Source organism: Mycobacterium triplex (assembly GCF_000689255.1).
GTDB classification, from domain to species: domain Bacteria; phylum Actinomycetota; class Actinomycetes; order Mycobacteriales; family Mycobacteriaceae; genus Mycobacterium; species Mycobacterium triplex.
Genome location: NZ_HG964447.1, coordinates 231,763 through 253,358, shown reverse-complemented (window position 1 = coordinate 253,358; position 21,596 = coordinate 231,763). Strand labels below are relative to the sequence as shown.

Below are 21,596 nucleotides of genomic sequence, written 5' to 3'. Positions count from 1 at the left end.
ATGCCTGAAGGTCCGCTGACCGGCAAGGTCGTTTTGGTGACGGGCGGCGGCCGGGGAATCGGCCGAGCCCACTGCCTCGAGTTGGCCAAGCAGGGCGCAGCCGTCGTTGTGAACGATCCAGGCGTCGGCAGGGATGGCTCAAGCGGCAACGGGGAAGGCCCCGCGGCCGACGTTGTCGCCGAAATCGAGGCGGCCGGCGGCAAGGCCGTCGCACATACGGGTTCGGTGTCGGCGTGGGATGACGTCGCCCACATGATCTCCACCGCCGTCGACACCTTCGGTACCCTCACCGGCGTAGTGAACAATGCCGGCATCCTGCGTGATTCCATGGTCGCCGCCTCCAGCGAGGCCGATTGGGACGCCGTCATCGCGGTACATCTGAAAGGCACCTTCGCGGTCACCCGACATGCCTGCGAGTACTGGCGTGCGCAGTTTAAAGCAGGCAACCCGATCGATGCCCACATCGTCAACACGGTTTCCGGCGCGGGGTTGTGGGGCAATGTCGGGCAGAGTGCCTATGGCGCGGCCAAGGCCGCGATCGCCAACCTGACGGTCGTTACCGCGATGGAGGCGCAGCGTTACGGTGTTGCGGTCAACGCGATTTCCCCGCTGGCGAGGTCGCGGATGACGGCCGAGGTGTTCGGTGGCCGCGCCGACGACCCCGCGCTGGATCCCGCCCGCAGCTCCGCCGTGGTGGCCTGGCTGCAGTCCGCGCAGTCGTCCTGGCTGACCGGGCAGATCCTGCGCATCAACGGCGACAAGCTGACCCGCATCGAGGGCTTCACCGAAGCGCCGGCCGCCTACCACGCCAAAGACGGTGCAGGTCTAGTCTTTTCGGAGATCGGGCAGGCCGTCAGCTGGCTCTACGGGACCTCACCCCGCGGACTGGCCGGCCCGCTCCCGACGGCCTGATTACGGCGCCCCGCCATCGGCGTAGATAGTCTGTCCCGTGACGAAAGCGCAGATATCCGAGAGCAAGAAGGCGATCAGCGCGCCGATCTCGTCCGGCTGGCCGGGGCGACCGAGCGCGGCGTCGAACCCGAAGTCCTCCACCAGCGCCCGCTCGAGGGCCTCGTCGTAGGGATAGCCTTTGCTTTCGGCAACGTATCCGCGAATGGCATGCAGCGCATCGGTTTCCACTGCACCGGGGGCGACGCTGTTCGCGCGGATACCCGATTTCCCGTGCGTACGTGCGATGCCGCGGGTGAACGTCGCAACGGCCGCCTTGAGGCTCGCATACGGCAGCCGCGGCTCGTGAGGCGAGCGTGCCGAGTACGCGGCCGTGGTCACGATCGCGCCCCCGTTGACGGCGAGGTGCGGCAGCGCGGCCTGCACACTGCGGGTGGTCGCCAGTAGAACGTCGTGAAACGCGGTGTCCCAGGCGTCGTCGTCGGCGTCGATGGGCATCATCCCGGCGGTCCCCATCGTGATGGCGATGCCGTCGAGCCTGCCGAGTATCCGGGCCGCTTCGTCGACGGCGGCTGCCGCCGCTCCGGGCTGGCTGACATCGAACGACAGTCCGTGTGCCGACTCCGCACCCGCGGCGGCGACTTCTTGGGCGGCGTTCTTGCCGCGGTCGGCGTCGCGCCCGACCAGCACGACGGCCGCGCCCTCGCGGGCCAGCGCGCGCGCTGCGGCCAGGCCCATGCCGGCTGTGCCGCCGACGACGACGTAGCCCTTCCCCGTCATCTGCAGATCCATCGGTCACCCACTCATCGTGTAAAGAAGCTCAGCGGCCGCTCGACGAATTCGAATACCACTCCGTCGGGTGAGCGCAGGAACGAGATGTAGAGCCCGTCGATCTTCGTCCCCGGCAACGGACACCACACCGGATCACCCATCACCTCAACGGAATCCGGAACCAAAGACATTGCGGCTTCGGTGTTTTCCACCCGCAGCGCGCACCGGTACAACCCCTGGCGATTTCCGCCCCACGGCACCGGATCCGCGTTACGGGTGTCGGGATGTTCCACAACGGTCAGGGTGAACTGATGCGCGTCCTCGGCGAGTGCATAGCGAGACACCGCGCACTTGACGGGAGTGGGTGACCCGCCCGGCGCGAGTTGATCGCCGGCGACCTCGACGTGCGCCGGCGTTTGGACCTGAATAAAACCGATCGCGGTGAGGAATTCTCCGGTGGCCACCGCGTCGATGGCGGCGACGCGGATTCCGGCGAACACCGCCCCCGGCTTGTCGCTTGGGGCTTGGGCGAGCTCGATGACCGCGCCGTCGGGGTCGAGTGCGAGAACCGACTTGGCGCCCGAAATCAGGCCGTCGACCGGCTCGCTCACGGTGATGCCGGCCGCGCGCAACGCTGTGACGGTTGCATCAAGATCGGCCACGGTCAGCAGCGTCGACCGGATGCCGGGACGGGTCGGGTCGCTGTTCGGGTCGGGTTTTAGCGCCGGGCTGTGAAACTCGATGGCCTCCAAAGCACAGCCGGCGCGGGCGCCTCGTGAGTCGTAGAGAAACGAGGTCTCACAGAAGGTTTGGTCGCCGTCGATGCCGAGGATGCTGCCGTCGGTCGGAACTTTGGGATCGGTGCGCATTCGCGCCGAGAGCCCCAGCCGCCCGACATAGAGGCCCTCGGTGGCGTCCAGCGAGGAACAATTGAGGTTGACGTGCAGGAAGCGCCGCGCAAGTTCCTCGGAACCCACTACAGCACAACCGAATTGATTTTGAACTCGATGATTTCGTCCTCGCTGAACCCGAGTTCGGCGAGTAGCGCGTCGGTGTGCTCACCGTGGCCCGGCGCACATGTGAGGTCCAGGGGTGTCTCATCGAATTGCACGGGACTGGCCGCCAGCGCGAACTTGTTGTCGTTCGCATCGGTGACTTTGGGCAAATATCCATTGGCGATCACCTGTGGATCGCTGTGCACCTCGTGCGCGGTGTGCATGACGTCCCACACCCCGTCGAAACCGGCGAATGCCTTCTCCCAGTGTGAAAGGTCTTGGGACTCAAAGGCGCTGCGCAACTCGCGAATGCACTCCTGCCGGTTGCCGAACCGCACGGCCGCGGTGGCGAACCTCTCATCTTCGATCAGGTCGGTGCGGCCCAGCCGGGTGCAGAAGTCCGCCCAGAATCGGTCGGCTTGCAGCAGCACGAAGGCGATGAACCGGTTGTCGCGGGTCTTGTAGATGCTGGCCACCGGGTTGGGCATCTCGTCCAGGTTGAACTTCGGGATGTCCTGACCGGTGACACCTGATCCGACGATGTCAGGACCCAACTGCCAGATCGCGGCGTTGAGCAGCGACACGTCGACGACCGACGGCTCGCCCGTGCGCTCGCGCTTCACCAGGGCCGCGGCGATTCCGCCCGCGATCGCCAGCCCGCCGTAGGAGTCGCCGAACGCCGGCCGCTGAATGGGCGGGTAGGAGCCGTCACCGGCCGAATAGGCATCGCCGATGCCGCCGCGCGCCCAGTAGGCCGCCAGGTCGAAGCCGCCCTGCGAGGCGAGGTCCCCACGGGTGCCGTAGCCGTGGCCGCGGGCATAGATGATCTTGGGGTTGCGCGCCCGCACCTGGTCGACGTCGATCCCCATCCGCTGACGCGAATCCGGCAGCAGATTCGTGACGAAGACGTCGGCGGTTTCAAGCAGCTTCATCAGCAGCTCGAGCCCCTCCGGGGTGGAGGTGTCCAGCCCAATGCTGCGCTTGCCGCGGTTGGGCTGCTCGATGAAGTGGTTCACTCCCCCTGCACCGGTGACGACCCCGGAGCTGATCAGGCCGCGCTGCGGGTCGCCGGTCTCGGGGTGTTCGATCTTGATGACGTCGGCGCCCCAGTCGGCGAGCACGGCGCCGGCGGCCGGAACGAACGTCCACGCCGCCAGCTCAACGACGCGTATTCCGCTGAGGATGTCGCTCATAGGGGGTATCCGATCGTCTTGGTCTGCAGATGCTGTTCGAAGCCCTCGATGCCGTTCTGCCTGCCGATACCGCTCATCTTGTAGCCCCCGAAGGGGGCGTCGGCGCCGTAGTACATGCCGCTGTTGATCATCAGCGAGCCGGTGCGGATGCGGCGGGCGACGGCCATGGCGCGCTCGTTGGAGCCCATGATGCCGCCGGCCAGGCCGTAGCTGGAGTTGTTAGCCAGCTCGACGGCTCCGTCGTCACCACCGTCGTACGGCGTGATGGACAGCACCGGCCCGAACACTTCCTCCTGGAAGATCGTGTGGTCCGGGGCGACGTCGGCAACGACGGTCGGTGCCACGAAGTATCCGCGGTCCAGGCCGTCGGGGACCCCGCCGCCGGTGGTGACGCGGCCTCCGTCACGCTTGGCAATCTCGATGTAGTTCAGCACCCGGGCCTGTTGCTTGGCCGAGATCAGCGGTCCGCAGAAGGTATTCGGGTCCGCGGGGTCACCGACGGCCAGTGAGCCGAATGTCGCGGAGGCGACCTCGACGGCCTGGTCGTAATGCGAGCGCGGCACCAGCATCCGGGTGGCCAGCGCGCACCCCTGCCCCGAGTGCATCAGGGCGCCGATACAGCCGGGCAGCGCCGTGGCCATGTCGGCGTCGTCGAGCACGAGGTACGCCGATTTGCCGCCGAGCTCGAGCATGTTGCGTTTCATGGTGTCGGCCGAGAGCCGCTGGATGAGTTTGCCGACCGCCGTCGATCCGGTGAAGGAGACCATGTCGATCCGCGGGTCGGTGGCCAGCACCTGGGCGATGTCGTTGTCCGACGCCGGAACGATGTTGACCACGCCGGCCGGGATGTCGGTCTTCTCGGCGATGATCCGACCCCACCGCAGGGCAGTCCAGGGTGTCTCGATGGCCGGCTTGAGCACCATCGTGTTCCCGGTGGCCAGGATCTGGCCCACCTTGTTGCTGATGATCTCGAACGGAAAGTTCCACGGCGTGATGGCGCCAACGACGCCCATCGGCTCCTTGACCACGACGCGGTTGTACGGCACACCCATCTTGGCGTCCTGGTCGAGCATCCGCTCCCAGGTGAACTCCGAGATGTACTGCGCCGGCCACCGGATGGCGTCGGCCAGCGGCCATCCCAGCTGCGCAATGTGGGTCATCCCCACCGTCGCGCCGACCTCCGCGATCAGCTCGGCGCGGATATCTTCGGCTTCCTCCTGTAGCGCGTCGTGCAACTGCATCAGGCAGCGTTGACGGAACTCGTGGTTGGTCGACCAGTCGGTGGTGTCGAAGGCGCGCCGGGCAGCGGCGATGGCCTCTTCCATGTCTTCGGCGCTGGCGTCGGTGGCGAGCCCCAGCACTTCCTCGTTAGCCGGATTGATGTTGTCGACGGTCTTGCCGGTCGACGAATCCCGCAGCCGGCCGTCGATGAAAAGCCTGGCCTCGGGATTGAAATGGACAGTTGTTGCGGCGACCGGTGAAGCCGTCATTGGCGCTCCCTCTCGCAGAATTGTCGGCGTGGGCTAGTGTACCTTGTTATAGATAACTGTTTAGCGGATTCAGCTCCGGCTGGCGAGACGCGAGAACCAACGAAAGGGCAACAGTTGTCCGCCCCTGTCGATAGTGCCCTACATAGCGGTCGCCACCCCGAATACCTGTCCAGCGTCGCAACGTACCGCGAGGACTTCCGGCGCTACCTGCGTGATGTGGAGGCGGCCGAGGGCTGGCGCGCGGCCGCGTTCACCAGTGCCGAGGATGGGCTTGCGCACGACGCACAGGTGATGGCCAGGCTGCACGCCGACGGCTGGAACCGGTACGGCTGGCCGGAGGCCGCAGGCGGATTGGGCGGCAACGAGATTCACCGTGCGGTGTACTTCGAGGAACTCGGCCACGCGATGCTGCCCATTCCGGCCCAGCACTGGACGCTGGAGACCCTCGGCCCCGCACTGTTGAAGTTCGCCCCCGACCTTGCCGCGGCGTACCTGCCGGGATACCTCAGCGGCGCCGAGTGGTGGGGCCAGAGTTTCTCCGAACCCGAGTCGGGCAGCGACCTGGCCAGCCTGCGCACCCGCGCGGTCGACGACGGGGCCGGAGGATTCGTCGTCAACGGCCAGAAGATCTGGACCAGCCAAGGGCCCACCGCCACGCGCCTGTTGGCGTTGGTCCGCACCGGAACCCCCGAGAGCCGGCACCGCGGGCTGACGATGATCATGGTCGACGCCGACGCACCGGGCGTCACCATTCGCCCCATCGCGCTGGCCAGCGGGCGCCGCGAACTCGCCGAGGTGTTCTTCGACGACGTCCGAGTCGAGGGTGAGCGCGTCGTTGGCGACGTCGACGGCGGCTGGGCCGTGGCGATGCACCTCATGCAGTACGAACGCGGCATGTACGGCTACGCGGTGCTGAACAAGGTGCTCACCGAATTGGGTCGATTGCGTGAGCACATGGTGACCGCCGGCGCTACCGACGCGCAGCGCCGGCGCTTTGCCAGGGTGTACGTCGACGTGTCGGCCGCCCAGGCGCGCACTGCCACCACCGTGCGCCGATTGGCCGCGGGCGAGGCGGTCGGCGCCGATAGCAGCATCGACAAGCTGCTGTTCGGCCGCGCCGAGAAGGAGGTCAACGACCTCATCCTGGAAATCGAGCGGGCGCACCTGATTGGCGGTACGGGCCGCGGCGGCGCGGAACTGGACACCGCGCGGGCCGAGTGGTGGTACTCGCGCGCCGCCACAGTGATGGGTGGCACCGCCGAAGTGCAGCGTGGCATCATCGCCGACCACCTGCTCGGGCTGCCCAAGGAGAAACGATGAGGAATGCGCCGGCGGCCGACGAGTCGTGGCAGATGGTCGAAGAGGCGGTGTTTCGCCTCTTCGAGGAGCTGGCGGGCAAGAACGCCGGTGAGCACCTGGCAATCGGTGGGCGGCTGGCCGAGTTGGGCTGGTCGGAGATCGAGGCCGAGTACCCCGTCGAGGCGGCCGCCCTGTTGTTCCGCGCGCAAGGCAGATCGCTGGCCCTGACGGACTGCTTGGACCGCATCATGTTGGCCGAACTGGCCGCAGTGCTCGACGGTCCCGCGGATCACGTGCTGCTGCCCGACCTGTCCACCGGTGGTGTGGTGGCTTCCGATACTGACCGGGTCTCGGGCATCGTCCTGGGGCCGTTGGAGGGTCGAATCGTGGTGCCGGTGTCCGGGTCGACGGGCGCGGTGTCGGCGGGCGTGGTCGACGCAACGCGGCTCGACGGCCAGCGGCTGGACACCTTTGATGTGTCGACGCACTGGACGCGGGTGAGCGGATCACTTGACGTCCCGCTGGTCGAGGCCTCCACCGAATGGAAGAACGCCGTCGCCGCGGCCCATCGTGGTCTGGCCACCGAACTGGTCGAACTGGCCGCGCAGGCGCTGCGCATCGCGGTCGAGCACGTCAGCGTGCGCGTCCAGTTCGGCTCACCGATCGGGTCATTTCAATCGCCGCGTCATGCACTGGCCGATGCCTCGGCGGTGCTCGAGGGCGCGCGGGCGTTGCTGGGCGAATCGTGGCGAGACGGCGGCGAGCTGTTGGCCCTGGCCGCCAAGGCCGCCGCGGGCCGGGCACACCGCGCCGCCAGCGACGTGGCACTGCAGGTGTGCGGGGCAATCGGACTGACCGCCGAGCACGACCTGCACCGCTATGTCACTCGCGGATTCCAGGTCGACGCGCTCTGTGGGTCGCACGATCAGCTCGAAGGGCTGCTCGCCGAGCGACTCTTCGAGGACTCCGGCGAGGACTGGGCACCCGGCCGCGCCCTGCCGGCCGTCGTCACGTGGGCCGAGTAGAAGGAAGCGTATGCGCCGCAACATTTTCGACGAGATTCACGACGAGTTCCGCGCCACCGCAAGGAGCTTTTTCGAACGCGAATGCGTGCCGAACGTCGAGAAGTGGGAACGCGACGGCAAGGTGAGCCGCGAGGCCTGGCTGGAAGCGGGCGAACACGGATTGATCGGTTGGGAGTTCGACGAGAAGTACGGCGGGCTCGGAGTCAAGGACTTCCGGTTCAACCAGATCATCTCCGAGGAAATGTTCCTGACCGGCTCGGTCGGCATCGGCCTGGGCGTGCAGAACGACATCCTGGTGCCGTATCTCAACGATCTGACCACCGAGGAGCAGAAGGAACGCTGGCTGCCCAAGTTCGTCGCGGGCGAGTACATCGGTTCCATCGCGATGTCCGAGCCCGCGGCCGGATCCGACCTGGCCGGCATCAAGACCACCGCCCGCGACGAGGGCGACCACTGGGTGGTCAACGGCCAGAAGACGTTCATCAGCAACGGGCTGCTGTCCAAGCTGGTGCTGACGGCTGTGAAGACCGATCCTTCCGCCCGGCACAAGGGCATCAGCCTGCTGATGATCGAGGACGGGATGGAGGGTTTCACCCGTGGCCGCAAGCTCGACAAAATCGGCCAGTACTCCGCCGACACTGCCGAATTGTTCTTCGAGGATGTCAAGGTGCCCAAGGAGAACCTTGTGGGAGAGCTCAACCGCGGCTTCTATCATCTGGTCTCCAACCTGCCGAGCGAGCGGGTCGGCGTGGCCTGCTACGCGTTGCCGGCCGCCCGCCGTGCGCTCGACCTGACCAAGGCCTACGCATCGGAGCGCACCGCGTTCGGGCAACCGATCGGCAAGTTTCAGGTCAATAGGCACTTCCTCGCCGAAATGCAGACCAAACTCGACGCCGCACAAACGTATCTCGATCAATGCGTGCTCTCGGTCAACGACGGCACGCTGACCGATCAAGATGCCGCAGGCTTGAAATGGTGGACCTCCGAAGTTCAGTGGGAGATCATCGACCGATGCCTGCAGCTGCACGGCGGCTACGGCTATATCAACGAGTATGAAGTGGCCAGGCTCTGGCGGGACTCGCGGGTGCAGCGGCTCTACGCGGGCACCACCGAGATCATGAAGGACCTCATGGGACGGGCGATGGGGTATTAAGGGTGACGTTGCTAACTGACGGTCGCGAATTGGCGGCTCAACCGGCTATTTCGGCTAACCTGCTAAATGGTTAGTTAATTCGCATATTCGCAGCGGCGGAGGTTGCAATGGAGGTCACCAGTCTTCGAGAACCGAAGATGGCCGATCGGGTGGCCACGGTGCTGCGGCGGATGTTCATCCGCGGCGAGATCACCGAAGGCACCATGTTGCCGCCGGAATCGGAGCTGATGGAGCGTTTCGGCGTGTCCCGGCCAACGCTGCGAGAAGCGTTCCGCGTGCTCGAATCGGAGTCGCTGATTCAGGTTCAGCGTGGGGTACGCGGTGGGGCCCGCGTCACGCGCCCCCGGCGCGAAACGCTCGCCCGCTACGCCGGCTTGATCCTCGAATACGAAGGCGTCACGGTGAAGGACGTCTACGACGCACGAGTGACGCTCGAGGTTCCGATGGTCGAGCAGTTGGCCAAGGACCGCAATCCCAAGGTGATCGCCGAACTCGAGCAGATCGTCGAACGCGAATCGCAGCTGAATCCCGGCAGCGAAGCCGTTGATCAGCTCACCGACTTCCACGCCGCGATCGCGCGGTTGTCGGGCAACAGCACCCTGCAAATCGTCAGCGACATGCTGCATCACATCATCGAGAAGGCCAACCGGTCGCTGCAGCCCACCAAGGGGACGCGAGCCGAGCAGGCGGTCCGCCGCTCGGCCAAGACTCACCGGATGGTGCTGGACATGATCAAGGACGGCGACGCCGAGAAGGCCGGCGAGCTCTGGAAGCGCCATCTGCAAAAGGCAGAGGAGTTCGTCCTGACCGGGGCCGAATTGTCCACTGTCGTAGACCTTCTCGAATGACCGGCGTCGACGAACAGGTAAACCAGCACGATCTCGAGACACCGGACTCGATACAGGTCCGGTTCGGTATCGAATACGTCGAATCACACCCGGCCAAGGCCATCGCCGTGCTGTCGATGCCGATGCACCGATTCCGCAATCCGTACACCGGCGCTCCCACTGTGGGCCCCTTGGCGATCCTCGTCGACGCCGCCGCCGGGATCGTCAACCATTACCGCAGACGGCCAGGCCAGTGGACGGTGTCAAGCGAGCTGTCGATGGACCTCAGCCCCGATGTCGGTGACCTCGACGGCACAGTGCTGGCCAGCGCGCACTCGCCGGGTCCACTGGGTGCCACGTCGCTGGGAATCTGCACACTGACCTATCGCGGCACGGTTATCGGCACCGGCATCGTGCGATCGTTCTTCATCCACGCCGGCGACGTCGTCCCCCAGCAACGGCCGGAGACGCTGCGCCGGTCGGGCGAGACCACTTTCGCCGACTTGATGGCGGTGCACGTTGCGCAGGATGGTCCGGCGACGGTGCTGGCGCAGCGTGTGGACCGCAACCTGAACAACGACATCGACATCGTGCACGGGGGCGTCGCCGCCGCCGGCCTGGAGCTCGCGGCATCGGCGGCGCTAAACCGGGACCCCGCCGACGGTCTGCTGCAGACCGGCTCGCTGCGAGTGAACTTTCTTCGCCCGTTTTTCGCCGGCGCCGAATCCCGCTATGAGGGCACGGCGATGCGGATAGGCCGCAACACCGGTGTGAGCGATGCGCAGGCCATCGGCGACGACGGCAAGGTGGCGATCACCGCGCGAGTGACCGCCTACCGCTGACCGCTCCCGCGCCGGCCCCTGGAAGCTACTTCTTCGAGCGCGCCCGAAACGCGGCCACCCGCTCCTGGAACTCCGGAGTTGTGAACGACGTGTATTCCTCGGCCAGCGCGTACTCCAGCACGCCGAGCGCGGCCCGCGACAGGTGCATGTTCATCGCGACCTTGCTGGCGCGCAGCGCCTGGGGCGGCAGACCGGCGAGTCGCTCGCCGATCGCGAGCGCCTCGTCGAGCACGGTGTCGTCGGTGGCCACCTTGGTGACGAGGTTCAGCTTGTCCGCGATGGCCGGGGTGATCCGATCCCCCAGCAGCACATACTCTTTGGCTTTCATCAGGCCGATCAGCAGCGGCAGCATCGCGGCACCGCCGTCGCCGGCAACCAAGCCGACCGCGACATGCGGGTCGGCCAGGTAGCTGTTCTCCCCCATCACCAGGAAGTCGCTCAACAAAGCGATCGAGCAGCCAAGCCCCACAGCCGGGCCGTTGACGGCCGACACCAGCGGCTTGGGGAAATTGATCACCTCGAGAAACACCGTGCGGGCCTCGGTGATCTGAAACTGACGTGCCACCGGGTCCTCGATGAGGCGCCCGAACATCACCATGTCGCCGCCCGCCGAAAATGCTTTTCCGACACCGGTTGTCACCACCGCGCGCACGTCGTCGTCGGCGGCCAATACCCGCCAGATCGTCGCGAATGCGTGGTGCACCTCCTCGTTGACGGCGTTGAACGCCTCCGGCCGGTTGATGCTGATCACGTGCACGTTGCCGGTCTTCTCCACCAGCAGCCACGGCGCAAACTCTTCGTAACCGGGTAGGGTGGCGATCTCGGAAGTGGTCATCTGATGGTCCTATCAGTTCTTCTGGTTGGAAAGGACGGTGACCGCGGAGACCGCGGTCGGCCCGCCGATGTTGTGCGCTAACGCGATTCGTGCGCCGTCGACTTGATTCTCGGCTTCTCCGCGAAGCTGGTTGAACAGTTCGTAGCACTGCGCCACGCCGGTAGCTCCCGGCGGATGCCCCTTGGCCTTCAGCCCGCCGCTTGGGTTGATCGGAATCGATCCGCCCACATAGTGTTCGCGGCCTTCCACCAGCTTGTAGGCCTCGAAGCGGTTGGCGAACCCCAGATCTTCGTAGCTGATGAGCTCGACGCCGGTGAAGCAGTCGTGGACCTCGGCGACGTCGATGTCGCGCGGCGTCACACCGGCCATCGCCATCGCGGCCTTGGCGGCACGCACCGTCGGCGGAAACGTGGTCATGTCCGTCTTGTGCTGGTGCATCACCCGGTCCATACCCAGCCCGACGCCGCGAACCCAGACGGGACGGTCGGTGTAGTGGTCGACGACGTCCTCGGCGGCCAAGATCACTGCGGCGGCGCCGTCGCTCTGCGGGGTGCAGTCGTAGAGCCCGAAGGGTTCGACCACGATCGGCGCGGCCAGCGCCTGCTCGACGGTGATCTCGTAGCGCAGTTGAGCTTTCGGGTTCTTGACGGCGTGGAAGTGGTTCTTCACCGCCACCATCGCCATGTGCTCTTTGGTCGCCGGCGACTCGTGCAGATATCGCATCACGTGCAGCGCGAAGTTGGCCGGCGCAACCAGCCCCAGCGGGTAGTCCCATGCGTTGTCGCGGGTCATCGCGGCCCAGTCCCAGAACGTGGTGTTCGAGGAGGTTTCGCGAACCTTGTCGGCCCCGACCACTAGGACCACATCGTAGAGGCCGGAGGCGATGGCCAACGTTCCGTTGCGAATCGCATCATTACCGGTGGCACAGGCATTTTCGACGCGCGTCACTGGAATGTCCGTCAAGTCCAAGGTGTCGGCCAAAATGCCGGACGGGAACCCGTCGGTGGTCGCTAGCTCGCCGAACCACGCGGCCTGGATCTCCGACTTCTGAACACCCTTGTCAACCTTGGCAACCGCCTCGGCGTAGGCCATCGGAATGAGATCCTTGACGCCGAGCTCGAAGTGTTCGGCGAAGGGCGTCATCCCCGCGCCGACGATGGCGACATTTCTCATGCAACCGCTCCTTGCAGCGTCCGTCCGGGCCAGAATGCGTAACCGTAATCGGGAATACCCGCGCGAATGGCGATCCTGCGCAACACTACGGAGCCCGGCTGACCGATCGTCGCCTCGCCCGCGGGCACGCCGGTGACTTTCAGCAGCACCCGCACCGGGCTGTCGTCGAGCTGAACGACGGCCAGGGAGTACGGGCTGGGCAGGTCGGGTACCGGAATCCGCACCGTGGTGTGGGTGTAGACGGTGCCGGTGCGCGGCAGCGACTCGAGCCGATATTCGGCCGCCAACCGTCCGGCATTGTCGACTCGCAACCGGGGTGGGAACTGCGGCGCGGCATCGATTCCTGGGCTCTCGTCGAAAACCGCTGCCTCCCAGCGAATTTTCGGCTCGAAGGCCCGCGCGTACGCGGGCATCGAGATTGGGATGCCGATGCCGTCGGCAACCCGCGTCTTGGGTAGCTCCCGCGCCGGGAACTCATCGCGGGCGATCCGGGTGTTGGTGCCCGCTACCGCGAGGTCGGCCGCGCTGATGCTGGACTGCTCGACGGCGAGCAACAGGCCCGAGGTGCCGGCCTCGATCGCGTCGGCCAGCAGTCGGATGATCGCCGCGGCGGAGACGGTGGGCTCGGCAACTGCCCGCGATGTGTCGAAGTCGCTCGCGATTTGCGCCAGCGGCACGCCTGCCACGGCGGCGAGCGCCGGGGTTCCGGTCAGGCCCAGTCGGGTCAGGGTGGCACGCACCCCCACCTCGCGTTGCAGCCGGGGGTCGACGTAGGCATGGCGCGCGCCGTCCTCCCCTCGGGCCGTCAGCGGCAGACTTCGCGTCTGGCGCGCCGCCGGGGTCAGCGTGGTGCCGCCGTCGCCCGTGAGGACAGCGCCGGCCCCCGCCGCGAGGTCGTTGTCGTCGGCGGCGATCACCAGGGTGCTGTCGCCGGCGCCGCTGATTTGGTCCAGCACCGCGGGCGCACCGCCGAGGACCTCGGCGACGGGGGTGTCGGCCGGTAGGGACAACGCGGCCAATAGCACCGCGCCGTTGCCGCCTTCCAGCAGCGGAAAGTCACGTGACACCAGCACCACGCGTTGCGCCGTGGCGCCGGGATCGGCGGCGCGACCGGCGGCGACGGCCATGGTCAGCGCGTCCTCGTCGGGTCCCTTGACCCGGCGGTCGCGCACAGTCCAGGGTGGCGAATAGGTGCCGACCGAAAAGACCCGAGTCATAGATCCCCGCTTTTGTGGATGAGCGCCCGTTACATCGCGCAACTAACTAGCTATATAGTTATACCATTCGACGGCACGGCCTAGCGACGGACGGAAGGTCAACCAAACGTGGGCAATCACCATCCTCGCAGTCTGAAGGGTCGCGTCGTGCTGGTAACAGGTGCCAGCCGCGGCATCGGCGCCGCCATCGCCGAGCGGATCGCCGAAGACGGTGCCGCCGTGGCTTTGCTGGCCAAGACTGACACGCCGAATCCCAAGATCGCGGGCACCCTTGGCGAGACCGCGGACGCCGTGCACCGCGCGGGCGGCCGGGCGCTCCCGCTGACCTGCGATGTGCGCGACCCGGTTGCGGTCGCGTCAGCCGTCAACGCGGTAGCTGACGCGTTCGGCGGCATCGACGTCGTCATCAACAATGCCGGAGCCCTGGATCTGCGGCCGACCGCGCAGCTACCGCCCAAGAGCCTGCGCCGGCTGCTGGAGGTCAATGTCGAAGGGCCGTTCGCGATTGTGCAGGCCGCACTTCCGCACTTGCGCCGGTCCGACAACGCGCACGTGGTCAACGTCGCTCCCCCGCTGAACCTGGACCCCAGGTGGGTTGGCGCCCATGTCGGGCACACGGTGGGCAAGTACGCCCAGAGCCTGCTGACCTTGGGGTGGGCCGCAGAGTTCGCCTCGGTGCCGATCGCGGTGAATTCGGTGTGGCCGGCCACCACGATCGCCAGTACGGGGATGATGGTCGCGTTGGGAGAGGAGGCGGTGCGGGCGCAGGCCCGCAGCCCGCAGATCATGGCCGAGGCGGTGCACGCGCTGGTCACCCGTCCCGCCGCGGCGTGCAGCGGCCACTTCTACACCGACGAGGACATCCTTCGCGAAGAGGGCCGCGCCGACCTCTCGGAGTACCTACTGGCCGCGAGCGAGGATGACCTGAAGCCCAACTTCTACCTGCTGTCGGCCCCGGCCCCTACGGTTTAGGAAGCGGCTGTGGTGAATTCGTTCGACGCGTTGAGCGCCCGTGTGCCCGAGTTGGTCAAGCTGCGGCATGCCGTGCGCGACTTCTTGGAGTCCGACCGCGCTGAATTCGGGTGGCAGCCCGGCGTCGACTCGTGGCTGGCCGGGTGGGACCAGGAGTTCTCAGCGCGGCTGGGCGCCGCCGGATTCGTCGGCCTGACCATCCCGAAGCAATACGGCGGCCACGGTCTCGGGTATTTGCACCGCTATGTGGTGACCGAGGAGCTGATCGCGGCGGGTGCGCCCGTGGCGGCGCACTGGACCGCCGATCGCCAGGTCGCACCGGGTCTGTTGACCTACGGCAATGAGGAGCAGCGCGAACGGTTGTTGCCCAAAATTGTTGCCGGCAAGCTCTATTCGTCGATCGGCATGAGCGAGCACGGTGCCGGGTCCGACCTTGCCGCCGTGCAAACCAAAGCCATCCGCGCCGACGGCGGCTGGTTACTCTCTGGCAGCAAGGTGTGGACCAGCGGCGCCCACCATGCGCACCAGGTCGTCGTGCTGGCCCGCACCAGCCCGCCGGATCCCGAACATCGCCACGCCGGTTTCAGCCAGTTCCTGGTGCCGTGCGATGCCGAGGGCGTCCGAATCGAACCCATCATCTTGATGTCGGGCGCACATCACTTCAACGAGGTGCTGTTCGATCAGGTCTTCGTAGCCGATGCCGATGTGCTCGGCGAGGTCGGCAACGGCTGGCACCAGGTCACCTCCGAGCTGTCGTTCGAACGCAGCGGGCCCGAGCGGATCCTCTCCACCGGCCCTCTACTGTTCGCCGCCATTCGCGCACTCGGTCGTGGGCCGGTGCCCGATGACCGCACCGCGGCCGACATCGGCGACCTGATGGCGCGGTTGATCTCGCTGCGGCAGCTCTCGTTGTCGGTGGCCCGCACGCTCACCGACGGCGGCGATGCGGCGAATCAGGCCGCGCTGGTGAAGGACCTCGGCACCCGCTTCGAAGCCGAATCCGTGGGATTGATCGCCGATCTGCTCGAGGCAGTGCCACCGAATTCCGAGCTGGAGACGATGCTGAGCACCGCGTGGCTGCACAAGCCCATGTTCACCCTGCGCGGCGGTACCAACGAGGTGTTGCGCGGCGTGATCGCCCGCGGAATGGGGCTGCGATGAGCGCGCTCGCTGGCGGGGTTTTCGCCGTGACAGGGTCTAAGGACGACGACACGCAGCTGCGTCAGCTGGTCGACGACCTTGGGCGGCGCTCCTACGACGCCGGTCTGGGCCATCGCGGCATCCCCGACCAGTTCGACACCGAGCTCTGGCGCAACCTCGAGGAAACCGGGCTGGCCAGGCTGACCAGCACGCCGGACATGGGAGCCGGCCCGCACGAGCTGGCCATTGCGCTCTACGGCCTGGCCCGCCACGCTGGTGCGGTGCCGTTGGCAGAAACCGACGCGCTTGCCGGCTGGCTCGGCCAGCAGGTCGGAATCGAGCTACCCAGCGGCCCGCTGACCGTTGCGGTCGCCGATGGCGAAGTCGACGGCGACCGGATCACCGGCACCGCGGACGCGGTGCCGTGGGCGCGAGCGTGCGCCGCCGCCCTGCTGGCCGTCACCACACCCGCCGGCCTGCGGATCGGTGTCATCGACGTGATCCCCGGCCAACTGCGGGAAGGTCACAACCTAGCGGGCGAACCCCGCGATTCGCTCGTGTTCGACGTGCCGGCCGACCAGTTGCATGACGTGGACCCGGCGCTCGGCGCCGAGCTGGCTCGGCGCGGCGCATGGTCACGCTGTGTGCAGACCATCGGGGTGCTGGACGCGGCCGCAGCGCTGTCGGTGCAGCACACCCGCCAGCGCGTCCAGTTCGGTCGTCCGCTCAGCGCCTTCCAGTCCGTGCAACAGTCACTGGCCGGGATGGCCGGGGAAATCGAAAGAGCCCGTGCTGCTGCGGAGTTGGCTGTCGCCGCCGCTGCCGAGCACGGCTTCGCTTCCCCCCACACCGACTACGCCGTCACCGTCGCGAAGGTCGCGGTCGGCCGCGCCGTCGACCCGGTCACCAGCGTCGCCCATCAGCTGCACGGTGCGATTGGTGTCACCAGCGAGCACCCGCTGTGGCTGTTCACCCTGCGCGCTCAGAGCTGGACCGGGGATTACGGCACGACCGCGAACTACGCGCGGCGACTCGGTCGGCTGGTCTTGGCGACGGACGATCCGTGGAGTTTGGTGACGGGCGATCCGGCTCAACTGGAAAACAACGGTAATTAAGGAGAATTGGTGACTGTAGCGAAATTCGAAGGCGCGTCGGCGATTGTCAGCGGCGGTGCGGGCGGCCTGGGCGAGGCGACGGTCCGTCGGCTCCATGCCGACGGACTCGGCGTGGTGATCGCCGATCTCGCTGCCGACAAGGGTAAGGCGCTGGCCGACGAGCTGGGCAGTGGGGCGCTGTTCGTGAGCACCGACGTGACGAGTGAGGACAGCGTTCTCGGCGCGATCGAGCAGGCCAACCAGCTCGGCCAGCTGCGCTACGCGGTCGTCGCGCACGGCGGTTTCGGTGTGGCGCAACGGATCGTCCAGCGCGACGGCAGCCCCGCGGACTTCGGCGGCTTCACCAAGACGATCGATCTCTATCTCAATGGCACCTACAACATGGCCCGACTCGTGGCCGCAGCCGTGGCCACCGCAGAACCCCGCGATGGCGGCGAGCGGGGCGCGCTGGTGCTCACCGCCTCGATTGCGGGCTACGAAGGGCAGATCGGGCAGACTGCCTATGCCGCCGCAAAAGCCGGTGTCATCGGGCTGACCATCGCTGCCGCCCGTGACCTGAGTTCGGCGGGTATCCGAGTCAACACCATTGCACCTGGAACGATGAAGACGCCGATCATGGAGTCGGTCGGCGAAGAGGCGATCGCCAAGTTCGCCGCCAACGTACCGTTCCCGAAACGACTCGGCTCCCCCGACGAGTTCGCCGACGCGGCGACGTTCCTGCTGACAAACGGCTACGTCAACGGCGAGGTGATGCGCCTCGACGGCGCGCAACGCTTCACTCCGAAGTAACCGGAATGGGCGGACGGGCCGGCCTCGCGCCAGCTGTAGCGACGCGCTACAACCGGCCCTCCACCCGAAGTTTCGGGTGCACCCAGTCCGGCGAGTTCTTCTGCTTGAACGCCCGGAAACCTTCGGCTGCCTCGGGACCGAAAAGACTGGTCGTCATGCCGATCCGGTCGTAGAGCCCGAGGTAGTTGTCCAGGCTCGCCTTGACCAACCCGCGCGCTCCCGGAGCGGTCCGGCAACACTGCGCGAGCAACTCCTTGGCGACGCTCATCAGGTCGTCGTGCGGGACCACCCTGCTCACCATGCCCCAGTCGAGCGCCTCCTGCGCGTTCAGCGTCCGTCCGGTGAACATCAGGTCCTTGGTCCGGACCGGTCCGATGAGCCGGGCCAGTACCTGGCTGTAGTACGTGTCGGCGATGCCACGGAACAATTCGGGCACCCGGAAGACGGCCCGATCACTTACCACGGCGAGGTCACTGCACATCGCGATCTGCAGGCCACCACCCTGACAGATGCCGTTGACCGCGGACACGACCGGCTTGGCCGACTGCCGCAGCGTGTCGAACGGGGTGACGTCGGTTCCCAGGGTGGACGCGAAGTCCATCCAGTTGTCTGCTGCTTTCTGACCCAGGTCACCTCCCGGCGCGAAGACGTCGCCGGTGCCCGTGATGAGCAGGCCCGCGAGGTCGGGGTCGGCATTGACCCGACTCACCGCGTAGCGGATCCCGAAGTACATTGCGGGCGTCATCGCATTCCGCGCCTCGGGGCGGTCCAGGGTGCAGATAGCAAACGCACCTTCACGTTCGAACCTCAGGTAGGGGCTCCCCAACCAGTCACCGTCGGGTGGGCGTGGACCGCCATTGGGGCTGTCGGACATGTGATATCCCTTCCAAGGCTCGGAGTGTTCCGTCGCCCACCAAATTAGCCAAATAGTTGTATGATTCCAATTCCGCGGCGTAACGTGGCGCACGTCACTGCGTCGCGCTCTCGCCACCACAGGGCGCGGCCGATAGCGCGAGCTACTGGAGGCTTACAGATATGGGTTCACTGGACGGCAGGGTTGTCTTCATCACCGGAGCCGCTCGCGGGCAAGGCCGTTCGCACGCGGTGATGTGTGCCGAGCAAGGTGCCGACATCGTCGGCGTCGACATCTGCGAGAACCTCGACATCGTGCCCTATGCACTTGGCACCGAAGATGATCTCGAGGAGACGGCCCGCCTGGTGGAGAAGACCGGTAGGAAGATGCTGACCCGCAAGGCCGACGTCCGCGACAAGGCTGCGCTACAGGAGGCATTCGACGCGGGCGTCACCGAGTTCGGCCACGTCGACACGGTGCTCGCCAATGCCGGGGTCGTCCTGACCAACGCCGATGAGCGCGACGCGTCGGAGGCGCTGAGGTTAGGGCTCGACATCATGCTCATCGGGGTGTGGAACGCTTTCCAGGTGGCGATCCCCCACATGAAGGAACGCGGTGAGGGTGGCAATCTGATCGCGACGAGTTCGATGATCGCCCTGCTGGACCTCACCGACGGCCGCGGCGGCAGCGATGCCTACTTGATGTCGAAGGTCGCCGTCGTCGGCCTGGTCCGCGCGTATGCGGCCATGCTTGCCCCCGACCGCATTCGCGTCAATGCCGTGGCGCCGACCAACTGCGCGACCCCGATGATCACTGACAACCCGGCTCTGTTCAAGGTGATTGAGGACAACCCTCGCATGGTCAATGCGGTCCAGACCGCGCTGCCGGGCTTGCCGCTGATCGAGCCACGCGACGTCAGCAACACGATCCTCTTCTTGCTCAGCGACGCGGGCCGTTCGTTCACCGGAAGCATGCTCAAGGTGGACGCCGGCATGGACGTGCGGCGAGGCTAGTCGGCGCACCGGATGCATTACCGTATCGACGGCCGATCGGCGCTGGTCGTAGGCGGCAGCAAGGGAATCGGCTTCGAGGTCGCCAAACTGCTTGCCGCGGAAGGTGCGCGGGTTGCGATACTGGCGCGGACTAAGACCGATGTCGACGCCGCGGTCGAGGCAATCCGCACCGAAGGGGGCACTGCCATCGGTGTCACTGCCGACGTGGCCGACGACGGGCAGCTGACCGACGCCGTCCGCGAGATTGCGGCCCAGCACGGGGCGCCGCTAATCGTTGTCGGCCAAGCTAAATACCAGCGGCCCGGCGATTTCGCCGACATCACCGATGTGAATGTCTATCGCGAGTCCTTCGAAATGCACACGATGAGCCAGATCCTGCTCTTGCGAGCGGTTCTGCCGGCGATGCGGGCCGCGGGCTGGGGCCGATTCGTGCACATCGGGTCGGCGACCGCCAAGGAGCCGGCGGGCAACATCCACCACGCAGTGGCCAACACCAGTCGGCCGTCGACGATCGGCCTGCTCAAGACGGTCTCCGACGAGTACGCCCAGTACGGCATCACGGTCAACACCGTCGCGCCCGGCTGGATTGAGACTGAGAACGCACTGGCCTACCTGGAGCAGCACCTCGGCGCGAGCACCGATCAGGAGCGACGCGAGTTCATGCTGCGCGAAGCTCGGGTGCCGGCAGCGCGAATGGGCAAACCGAGCGAGATCGCCTCGCTCATCGCCTACCTGTGCTCAGAACCTGCCGGCTACCTCACCGGTAGTTGGATCGAAGTCGACGGTGGCTTGCACCGGTCGGCGTTCTAACCTTTGGGAGCATACGTGGAAACCCTTGGCGCACCCGAACTTTCCTTCGCCAGCCTGCCGATGGCGGCAGACCGCGGGGCGGGGTGGAAGGTCCTTCGCGACGCAGGGCGGGTGGTGTCCGTCGACGGAATCTTCTATCTGACCCACCGCGAGGACGTGCTGGCCGCGCTGCGCGATCCTGAATTGTTCTCCTCGAAGAAGGCTTTTGACGTGCTCGGCAGCCCGCTGCCGTTGGTGCCCATCTCGTTCGACCCGCCAGAGCACACCCGGTTCCGTAAGATCCTGCAGCCCTTCTTCAGTCCGCACACCTTGAAAGAGATGCTGCCCTCGCTTCAGCAGCAGGCGATCGAGATCATCGAGCGGGTAGCCGCACAAGGCGAGTGCGAAGTCGTGGCCGACGTGGCGATCCCGTACCCCTCACAGGTATTCCTGACCTTGTTCGGGCTGCCGCTGGAGGATCGCGACAAGCTCGTCGCATGGAAAACCGCGGTCATCGCGATCTCGGAAGCGCCGTCACTGGAGGATGCCGACCTGACGCCGGCACTCGAATTGGTCGAGTACCTCACCGAGGCGATCAACGCGCGGCGGGCCGACCCCGGGCCGGACATCTTGTCTCAGTTGCTCAATGGCGAGGAGCCACTCGACGACGCCGAAATCATGGGCCTGAGCTTCCTTTTCGTCCTGGCCGGGCTGGACACCGTCACCGCGGCGATGAGTTCCGCACTGCTGGAGCTCGCCCGCAACCCGGAGCTGAGGACCACCCTCCGCGACGATCCCGACCAGATCGATGTGTTCGTCGAGGAGATCGTCCGGCTGGAGCCGCCGGCGCCGATGCTGCCCCGCGTGACCACCACCGAGGTCACCATCGGGGACGTCACGCTGCCCGCCGACACCATGGTGCGGTTGTGTGTCGCTGCCATCAATCGCGACGACAGCGACGAGATCTCGACCAACGACGTGGTGATGGATGGAAAGGTGCACCGGCACTGGGGCTTCGGTGGCGGGCCACACCGCTGCCTGGGGTCGCACCTGGCCCGCCTCGAGCTGAAATTGATCGTGGCCGAATGGCTCCGGCGCATTCCCGAGTTTTCGGTGAAAGTCGGTGAGGAACCGCAGATTGTGTTCCCCGCGAGCACCTTTTCACTTGAGCGCGTGCCTCTGAAACTGGGCTGATC

At 66.4% G+C, this 21,596-nt stretch carries 21 protein-coding genes; 13 read left to right on the top strand and 8 right to left on the bottom strand.

Annotated features, from left to right (window positions below; genetic code table 11):
• Positions 1 to 912, top strand: a complete 912-nt coding sequence (locus tag BN973_RS28705; protein WP_036473707.1) for an SDR family NAD(P)-dependent oxidoreductase — start codon at positions 1 to 3, stop codon at positions 910 to 912.
• Here the strand turns inward: BN973_RS28705 and BN973_RS28700 are convergent, their stop codons facing one another.
• The 4 genes from BN973_RS28700 to BN973_RS28685 are packed head-to-tail and all read right to left on the bottom strand — an operon-like array spanning position 913 to position 5,358.
• Entirely contained in the window at positions 913 to 1,689 is a 777-nt protein-coding gene (locus BN973_RS28700) for an SDR family NAD(P)-dependent oxidoreductase (protein WP_036474128.1), read from the bottom strand.
• A 23-nt stretch (positions 1,690 to 1,712) separates the two neighbouring features.
• Entirely contained in the window at positions 1,713 to 2,657 is a 945-nt protein-coding gene (locus BN973_RS28695; RefSeq protein WP_036473705.1) for a VOC family protein, read from the bottom strand.
• Positions 2,657 to 3,868: a CaiB/BaiF CoA transferase family protein gene (locus BN973_RS28690; RefSeq protein ID WP_036473703.1), complete on the bottom strand. Its 1,212-nt coding sequence runs from the start codon at positions 3,866 to 3,868 to the stop codon at positions 2,657 to 2,659. The genes BN973_RS28695 and BN973_RS28690 overlap by 1 nt, the downstream gene beginning before the upstream one ends.
• Entirely contained in the window at positions 3,865 to 5,358 is a 1,494-nt protein-coding gene (locus tag BN973_RS28685; protein WP_036473701.1) for an aldehyde dehydrogenase family protein, read from the bottom strand. The genes BN973_RS28690 and BN973_RS28685 overlap by 4 nt, the downstream gene beginning before the upstream one ends.
• A 114-nt stretch (positions 5,359 to 5,472) precedes the next feature.
• Here BN973_RS28685 and BN973_RS28680 point away from each other — a divergent pair, with 114 nt between their 5' ends.
• From BN973_RS28680 to BN973_RS28660, 5 genes are all read left to right on the top strand, one after another.
• Positions 5,473 to 6,678 (top strand): acyl-CoA dehydrogenase family protein, encoded by a 1,206-nt coding sequence (locus BN973_RS28680; protein WP_036473699.1) that lies wholly within the window; start codon positions 5,473 to 5,475, stop codon positions 6,676 to 6,678.
• The gene (locus BN973_RS28675) at positions 6,675 to 7,682 is read left to right on the top strand and encodes an acyl-CoA dehydrogenase family protein (protein WP_036473697.1); all 1,008 of its coding nucleotides are present in this window, start codon (positions 6,675 to 6,677) and stop codon (positions 7,680 to 7,682) included. The genes BN973_RS28680 and BN973_RS28675 overlap by 4 nt, the downstream gene beginning before the upstream one ends.
• 10 nt (positions 7,683 to 7,692) lie before the next feature.
• Positions 7,693 to 8,835 (top strand): acyl-CoA dehydrogenase family protein, encoded by a 1,143-nt coding sequence (locus BN973_RS28670; protein WP_036473695.1) that lies wholly within the window; start codon positions 7,693 to 7,695, stop codon positions 8,833 to 8,835.
• A 107-nt stretch (positions 8,836 to 8,942) separates the two neighbouring features.
• Entirely contained in the window at positions 8,943 to 9,683 is a 741-nt protein-coding gene (locus tag BN973_RS28665) for a FadR/GntR family transcriptional regulator (RefSeq protein ID WP_036473692.1), read from the top strand.
• Entirely contained in the window at positions 9,680 to 10,504 is an 825-nt protein-coding gene (locus BN973_RS28660; protein ID WP_036473690.1) for a PaaI family thioesterase, read from the top strand. The genes BN973_RS28665 and BN973_RS28660 overlap by 4 nt, the downstream gene beginning before the upstream one ends.
• Positions 10,505 to 10,529: 25 nt before the next feature.
• Here the strand turns inward: BN973_RS28660 and BN973_RS28655 are convergent, their stop codons facing one another.
• From BN973_RS28655 to BN973_RS28645, 3 genes are read right to left on the bottom strand one after another with little or no spacing between them, the layout of a single operon-like run.
• Positions 10,530 to 11,339: an enoyl-CoA hydratase/isomerase family protein gene (locus BN973_RS28655; protein WP_036473687.1), complete on the bottom strand. Its 810-nt coding sequence runs from the start codon at positions 11,337 to 11,339 to the stop codon at positions 10,530 to 10,532.
• Positions 11,340 to 11,351: 12 nt separating this feature from the next.
• On the bottom strand, positions 11,352 to 12,512 hold the full coding sequence (locus BN973_RS28650; RefSeq protein WP_036473685.1) for a thiolase C-terminal domain-containing protein: 1,161 nt from the start codon (positions 12,510 to 12,512) through the stop codon (positions 11,352 to 11,354).
• A complete protein-coding gene (locus BN973_RS28645) occupies positions 12,509 to 13,729 on the bottom strand; it encodes a Zn-ribbon domain-containing OB-fold protein (RefSeq protein WP_036473683.1) in 1,221 nt (406 codons plus the stop codon). The genes BN973_RS28650 and BN973_RS28645 overlap by 4 nt, the downstream gene beginning before the upstream one ends.
• Positions 13,730 to 13,837: 108 nt before the next feature.
• Here BN973_RS28645 and BN973_RS28640 point away from each other — a divergent pair, with 108 nt between their 5' ends.
• Genes BN973_RS28640 through BN973_RS28625 form a run of 4 tightly spaced genes read left to right on the top strand, consistent with a single transcriptional unit; the run spans position 13,838 to position 17,745 of the window.
• Positions 13,838 to 14,701, top strand: coding sequence for an SDR family oxidoreductase (locus BN973_RS28640; RefSeq protein WP_096290766.1), 864 nt, complete (start codon positions 13,838 to 13,840; stop codon positions 14,699 to 14,701).
• Between the two features lie 9 nt (positions 14,702 to 14,710).
• Positions 14,711 to 15,862 carry an acyl-CoA dehydrogenase family protein gene (locus BN973_RS28635; protein ID WP_084163671.1) on the top strand — a complete coding sequence of 384 codons (1,152 nt, stop codon included), beginning with the start codon at positions 14,711 to 14,713 and terminating at the stop codon, positions 15,860 to 15,862.
• A complete protein-coding gene (locus BN973_RS28630) occupies positions 15,859 to 16,956 on the top strand; it encodes an acyl-CoA dehydrogenase family protein (RefSeq protein WP_036473681.1) in 1,098 nt (365 codons plus the stop codon). The genes BN973_RS28635 and BN973_RS28630 overlap by 4 nt, the downstream gene beginning before the upstream one ends.
• Positions 16,957 to 16,965: 9 nt before the next feature.
• On the top strand, positions 16,966 to 17,745 hold the full coding sequence (locus BN973_RS28625) for an SDR family oxidoreductase (protein WP_036473679.1): 780 nt from the start codon (positions 16,966 to 16,968) through the stop codon (positions 17,743 to 17,745).
• Between the two features lie 46 nt (positions 17,746 to 17,791).
• Here the strand turns inward: BN973_RS28625 and BN973_RS28620 are convergent, their stop codons facing one another.
• Positions 17,792 to 18,619, bottom strand: coding sequence for an enoyl-CoA hydratase/isomerase family protein (locus tag BN973_RS28620; protein ID WP_036473677.1), 828 nt, complete (start codon positions 18,617 to 18,619; stop codon positions 17,792 to 17,794).
• 161 nt (positions 18,620 to 18,780) lie between these two features.
• Between BN973_RS28620 and BN973_RS28615 the strand changes: the two genes are divergently transcribed.
• From BN973_RS28615 to BN973_RS28605, 3 genes are read left to right on the top strand one after another with little or no spacing between them, the layout of a single operon-like run.
• Complete coding sequence (locus tag BN973_RS28615; RefSeq protein WP_036473675.1) at positions 18,781 to 19,611, top strand: mycofactocin-coupled SDR family oxidoreductase; 831 nt, start codon at positions 18,781 to 18,783, stop codon at positions 19,609 to 19,611.
• A gap of 12 nt (positions 19,612 to 19,623) precedes the next feature.
• On the top strand, positions 19,624 to 20,421 hold the full coding sequence (locus BN973_RS28610) for an SDR family oxidoreductase (RefSeq protein WP_036473673.1): 798 nt from the start codon (positions 19,624 to 19,626) through the stop codon (positions 20,419 to 20,421).
• 60 nt (positions 20,422 to 20,481) lie between these two features.
• Complete coding sequence (locus BN973_RS28605) at positions 20,482 to 21,594, top strand: cytochrome P450 (RefSeq protein WP_232232266.1); 1,113 nt, start codon at positions 20,482 to 20,484, stop codon at positions 21,592 to 21,594.
• The last annotated feature ends 2 nt before the right edge of the window (positions 21,595 to 21,596 follow it).

Coding starts and splice junctions, on each gene's coding strand:
- BN973_RS28620 (WP_036473677.1), bottom strand. CDS start 18,619: ATGTCCGACAGCCCCAATGGCGGTCCACGCCCACCCGACGGTGACTGG.
- BN973_RS28615 (WP_036473675.1), top strand. CDS start 18,781: ATGGGTTCACTGGACGGCAGGGTTGTCTTCATCACCGGAGCCGCTCGC.
- BN973_RS28660 (WP_036473690.1), top strand. CDS start 9,680: ATGACCGGCGTCGACGAACAGGTAAACCAGCACGATCTCGAGACACCG.
- BN973_RS28610 (WP_036473673.1), top strand. CDS start 19,624: ATGCATTACCGTATCGACGGCCGATCGGCGCTGGTCGTAGGCGGCAGC.
- BN973_RS28705 (WP_036473707.1), top strand. CDS start 1: ATGCCTGAAGGTCCGCTGACCGGCAAGGTCGTTTTGGTGACGGGCGGC.
- BN973_RS28685 (WP_036473701.1), bottom strand. CDS start 5,358: ATGACGGCTTCACCGGTCGCCGCAACAACTGTCCATTTCAATCCCGAG.
- BN973_RS28665 (WP_036473692.1), top strand. CDS start 8,943: ATGGAGGTCACCAGTCTTCGAGAACCGAAGATGGCCGATCGGGTGGCC.
- BN973_RS28605 (WP_232232266.1), top strand. CDS start 20,482: ATGGCGGCAGACCGCGGGGCGGGGTGGAAGGTCCTTCGCGACGCAGGG.
- BN973_RS28650 (WP_036473685.1), bottom strand. CDS start 12,512: ATGAGAAATGTCGCCATCGTCGGCGCGGGGATGACGCCCTTCGCCGAA.
- BN973_RS28630 (WP_036473681.1), top strand. CDS start 15,859: ATGAGCGCGCTCGCTGGCGGGGTTTTCGCCGTGACAGGGTCTAAGGAC.
- BN973_RS28645 (WP_036473683.1), bottom strand. CDS start 13,729: ATGACTCGGGTCTTTTCGGTCGGCACCTATTCGCCACCCTGGACTGTG.
- BN973_RS28690 (WP_036473703.1), bottom strand. CDS start 3,868: ATGAGCGACATCCTCAGCGGAATACGCGTCGTTGAGCTGGCGGCGTGG.
- BN973_RS28670 (WP_036473695.1), top strand. CDS start 7,693: ATGCGCCGCAACATTTTCGACGAGATTCACGACGAGTTCCGCGCCACC.
- BN973_RS28655 (WP_036473687.1), bottom strand. CDS start 11,339: ATGACCACTTCCGAGATCGCCACCCTACCCGGTTACGAAGAGTTTGCG.
- BN973_RS28700 (WP_036474128.1), bottom strand. CDS start 1,689: ATGACGGGGAAGGGCTACGTCGTCGTCGGCGGCACAGCCGGCATGGGC.
- BN973_RS28675 (WP_036473697.1), top strand. CDS start 6,675: ATGAGGAATGCGCCGGCGGCCGACGAGTCGTGGCAGATGGTCGAAGAG.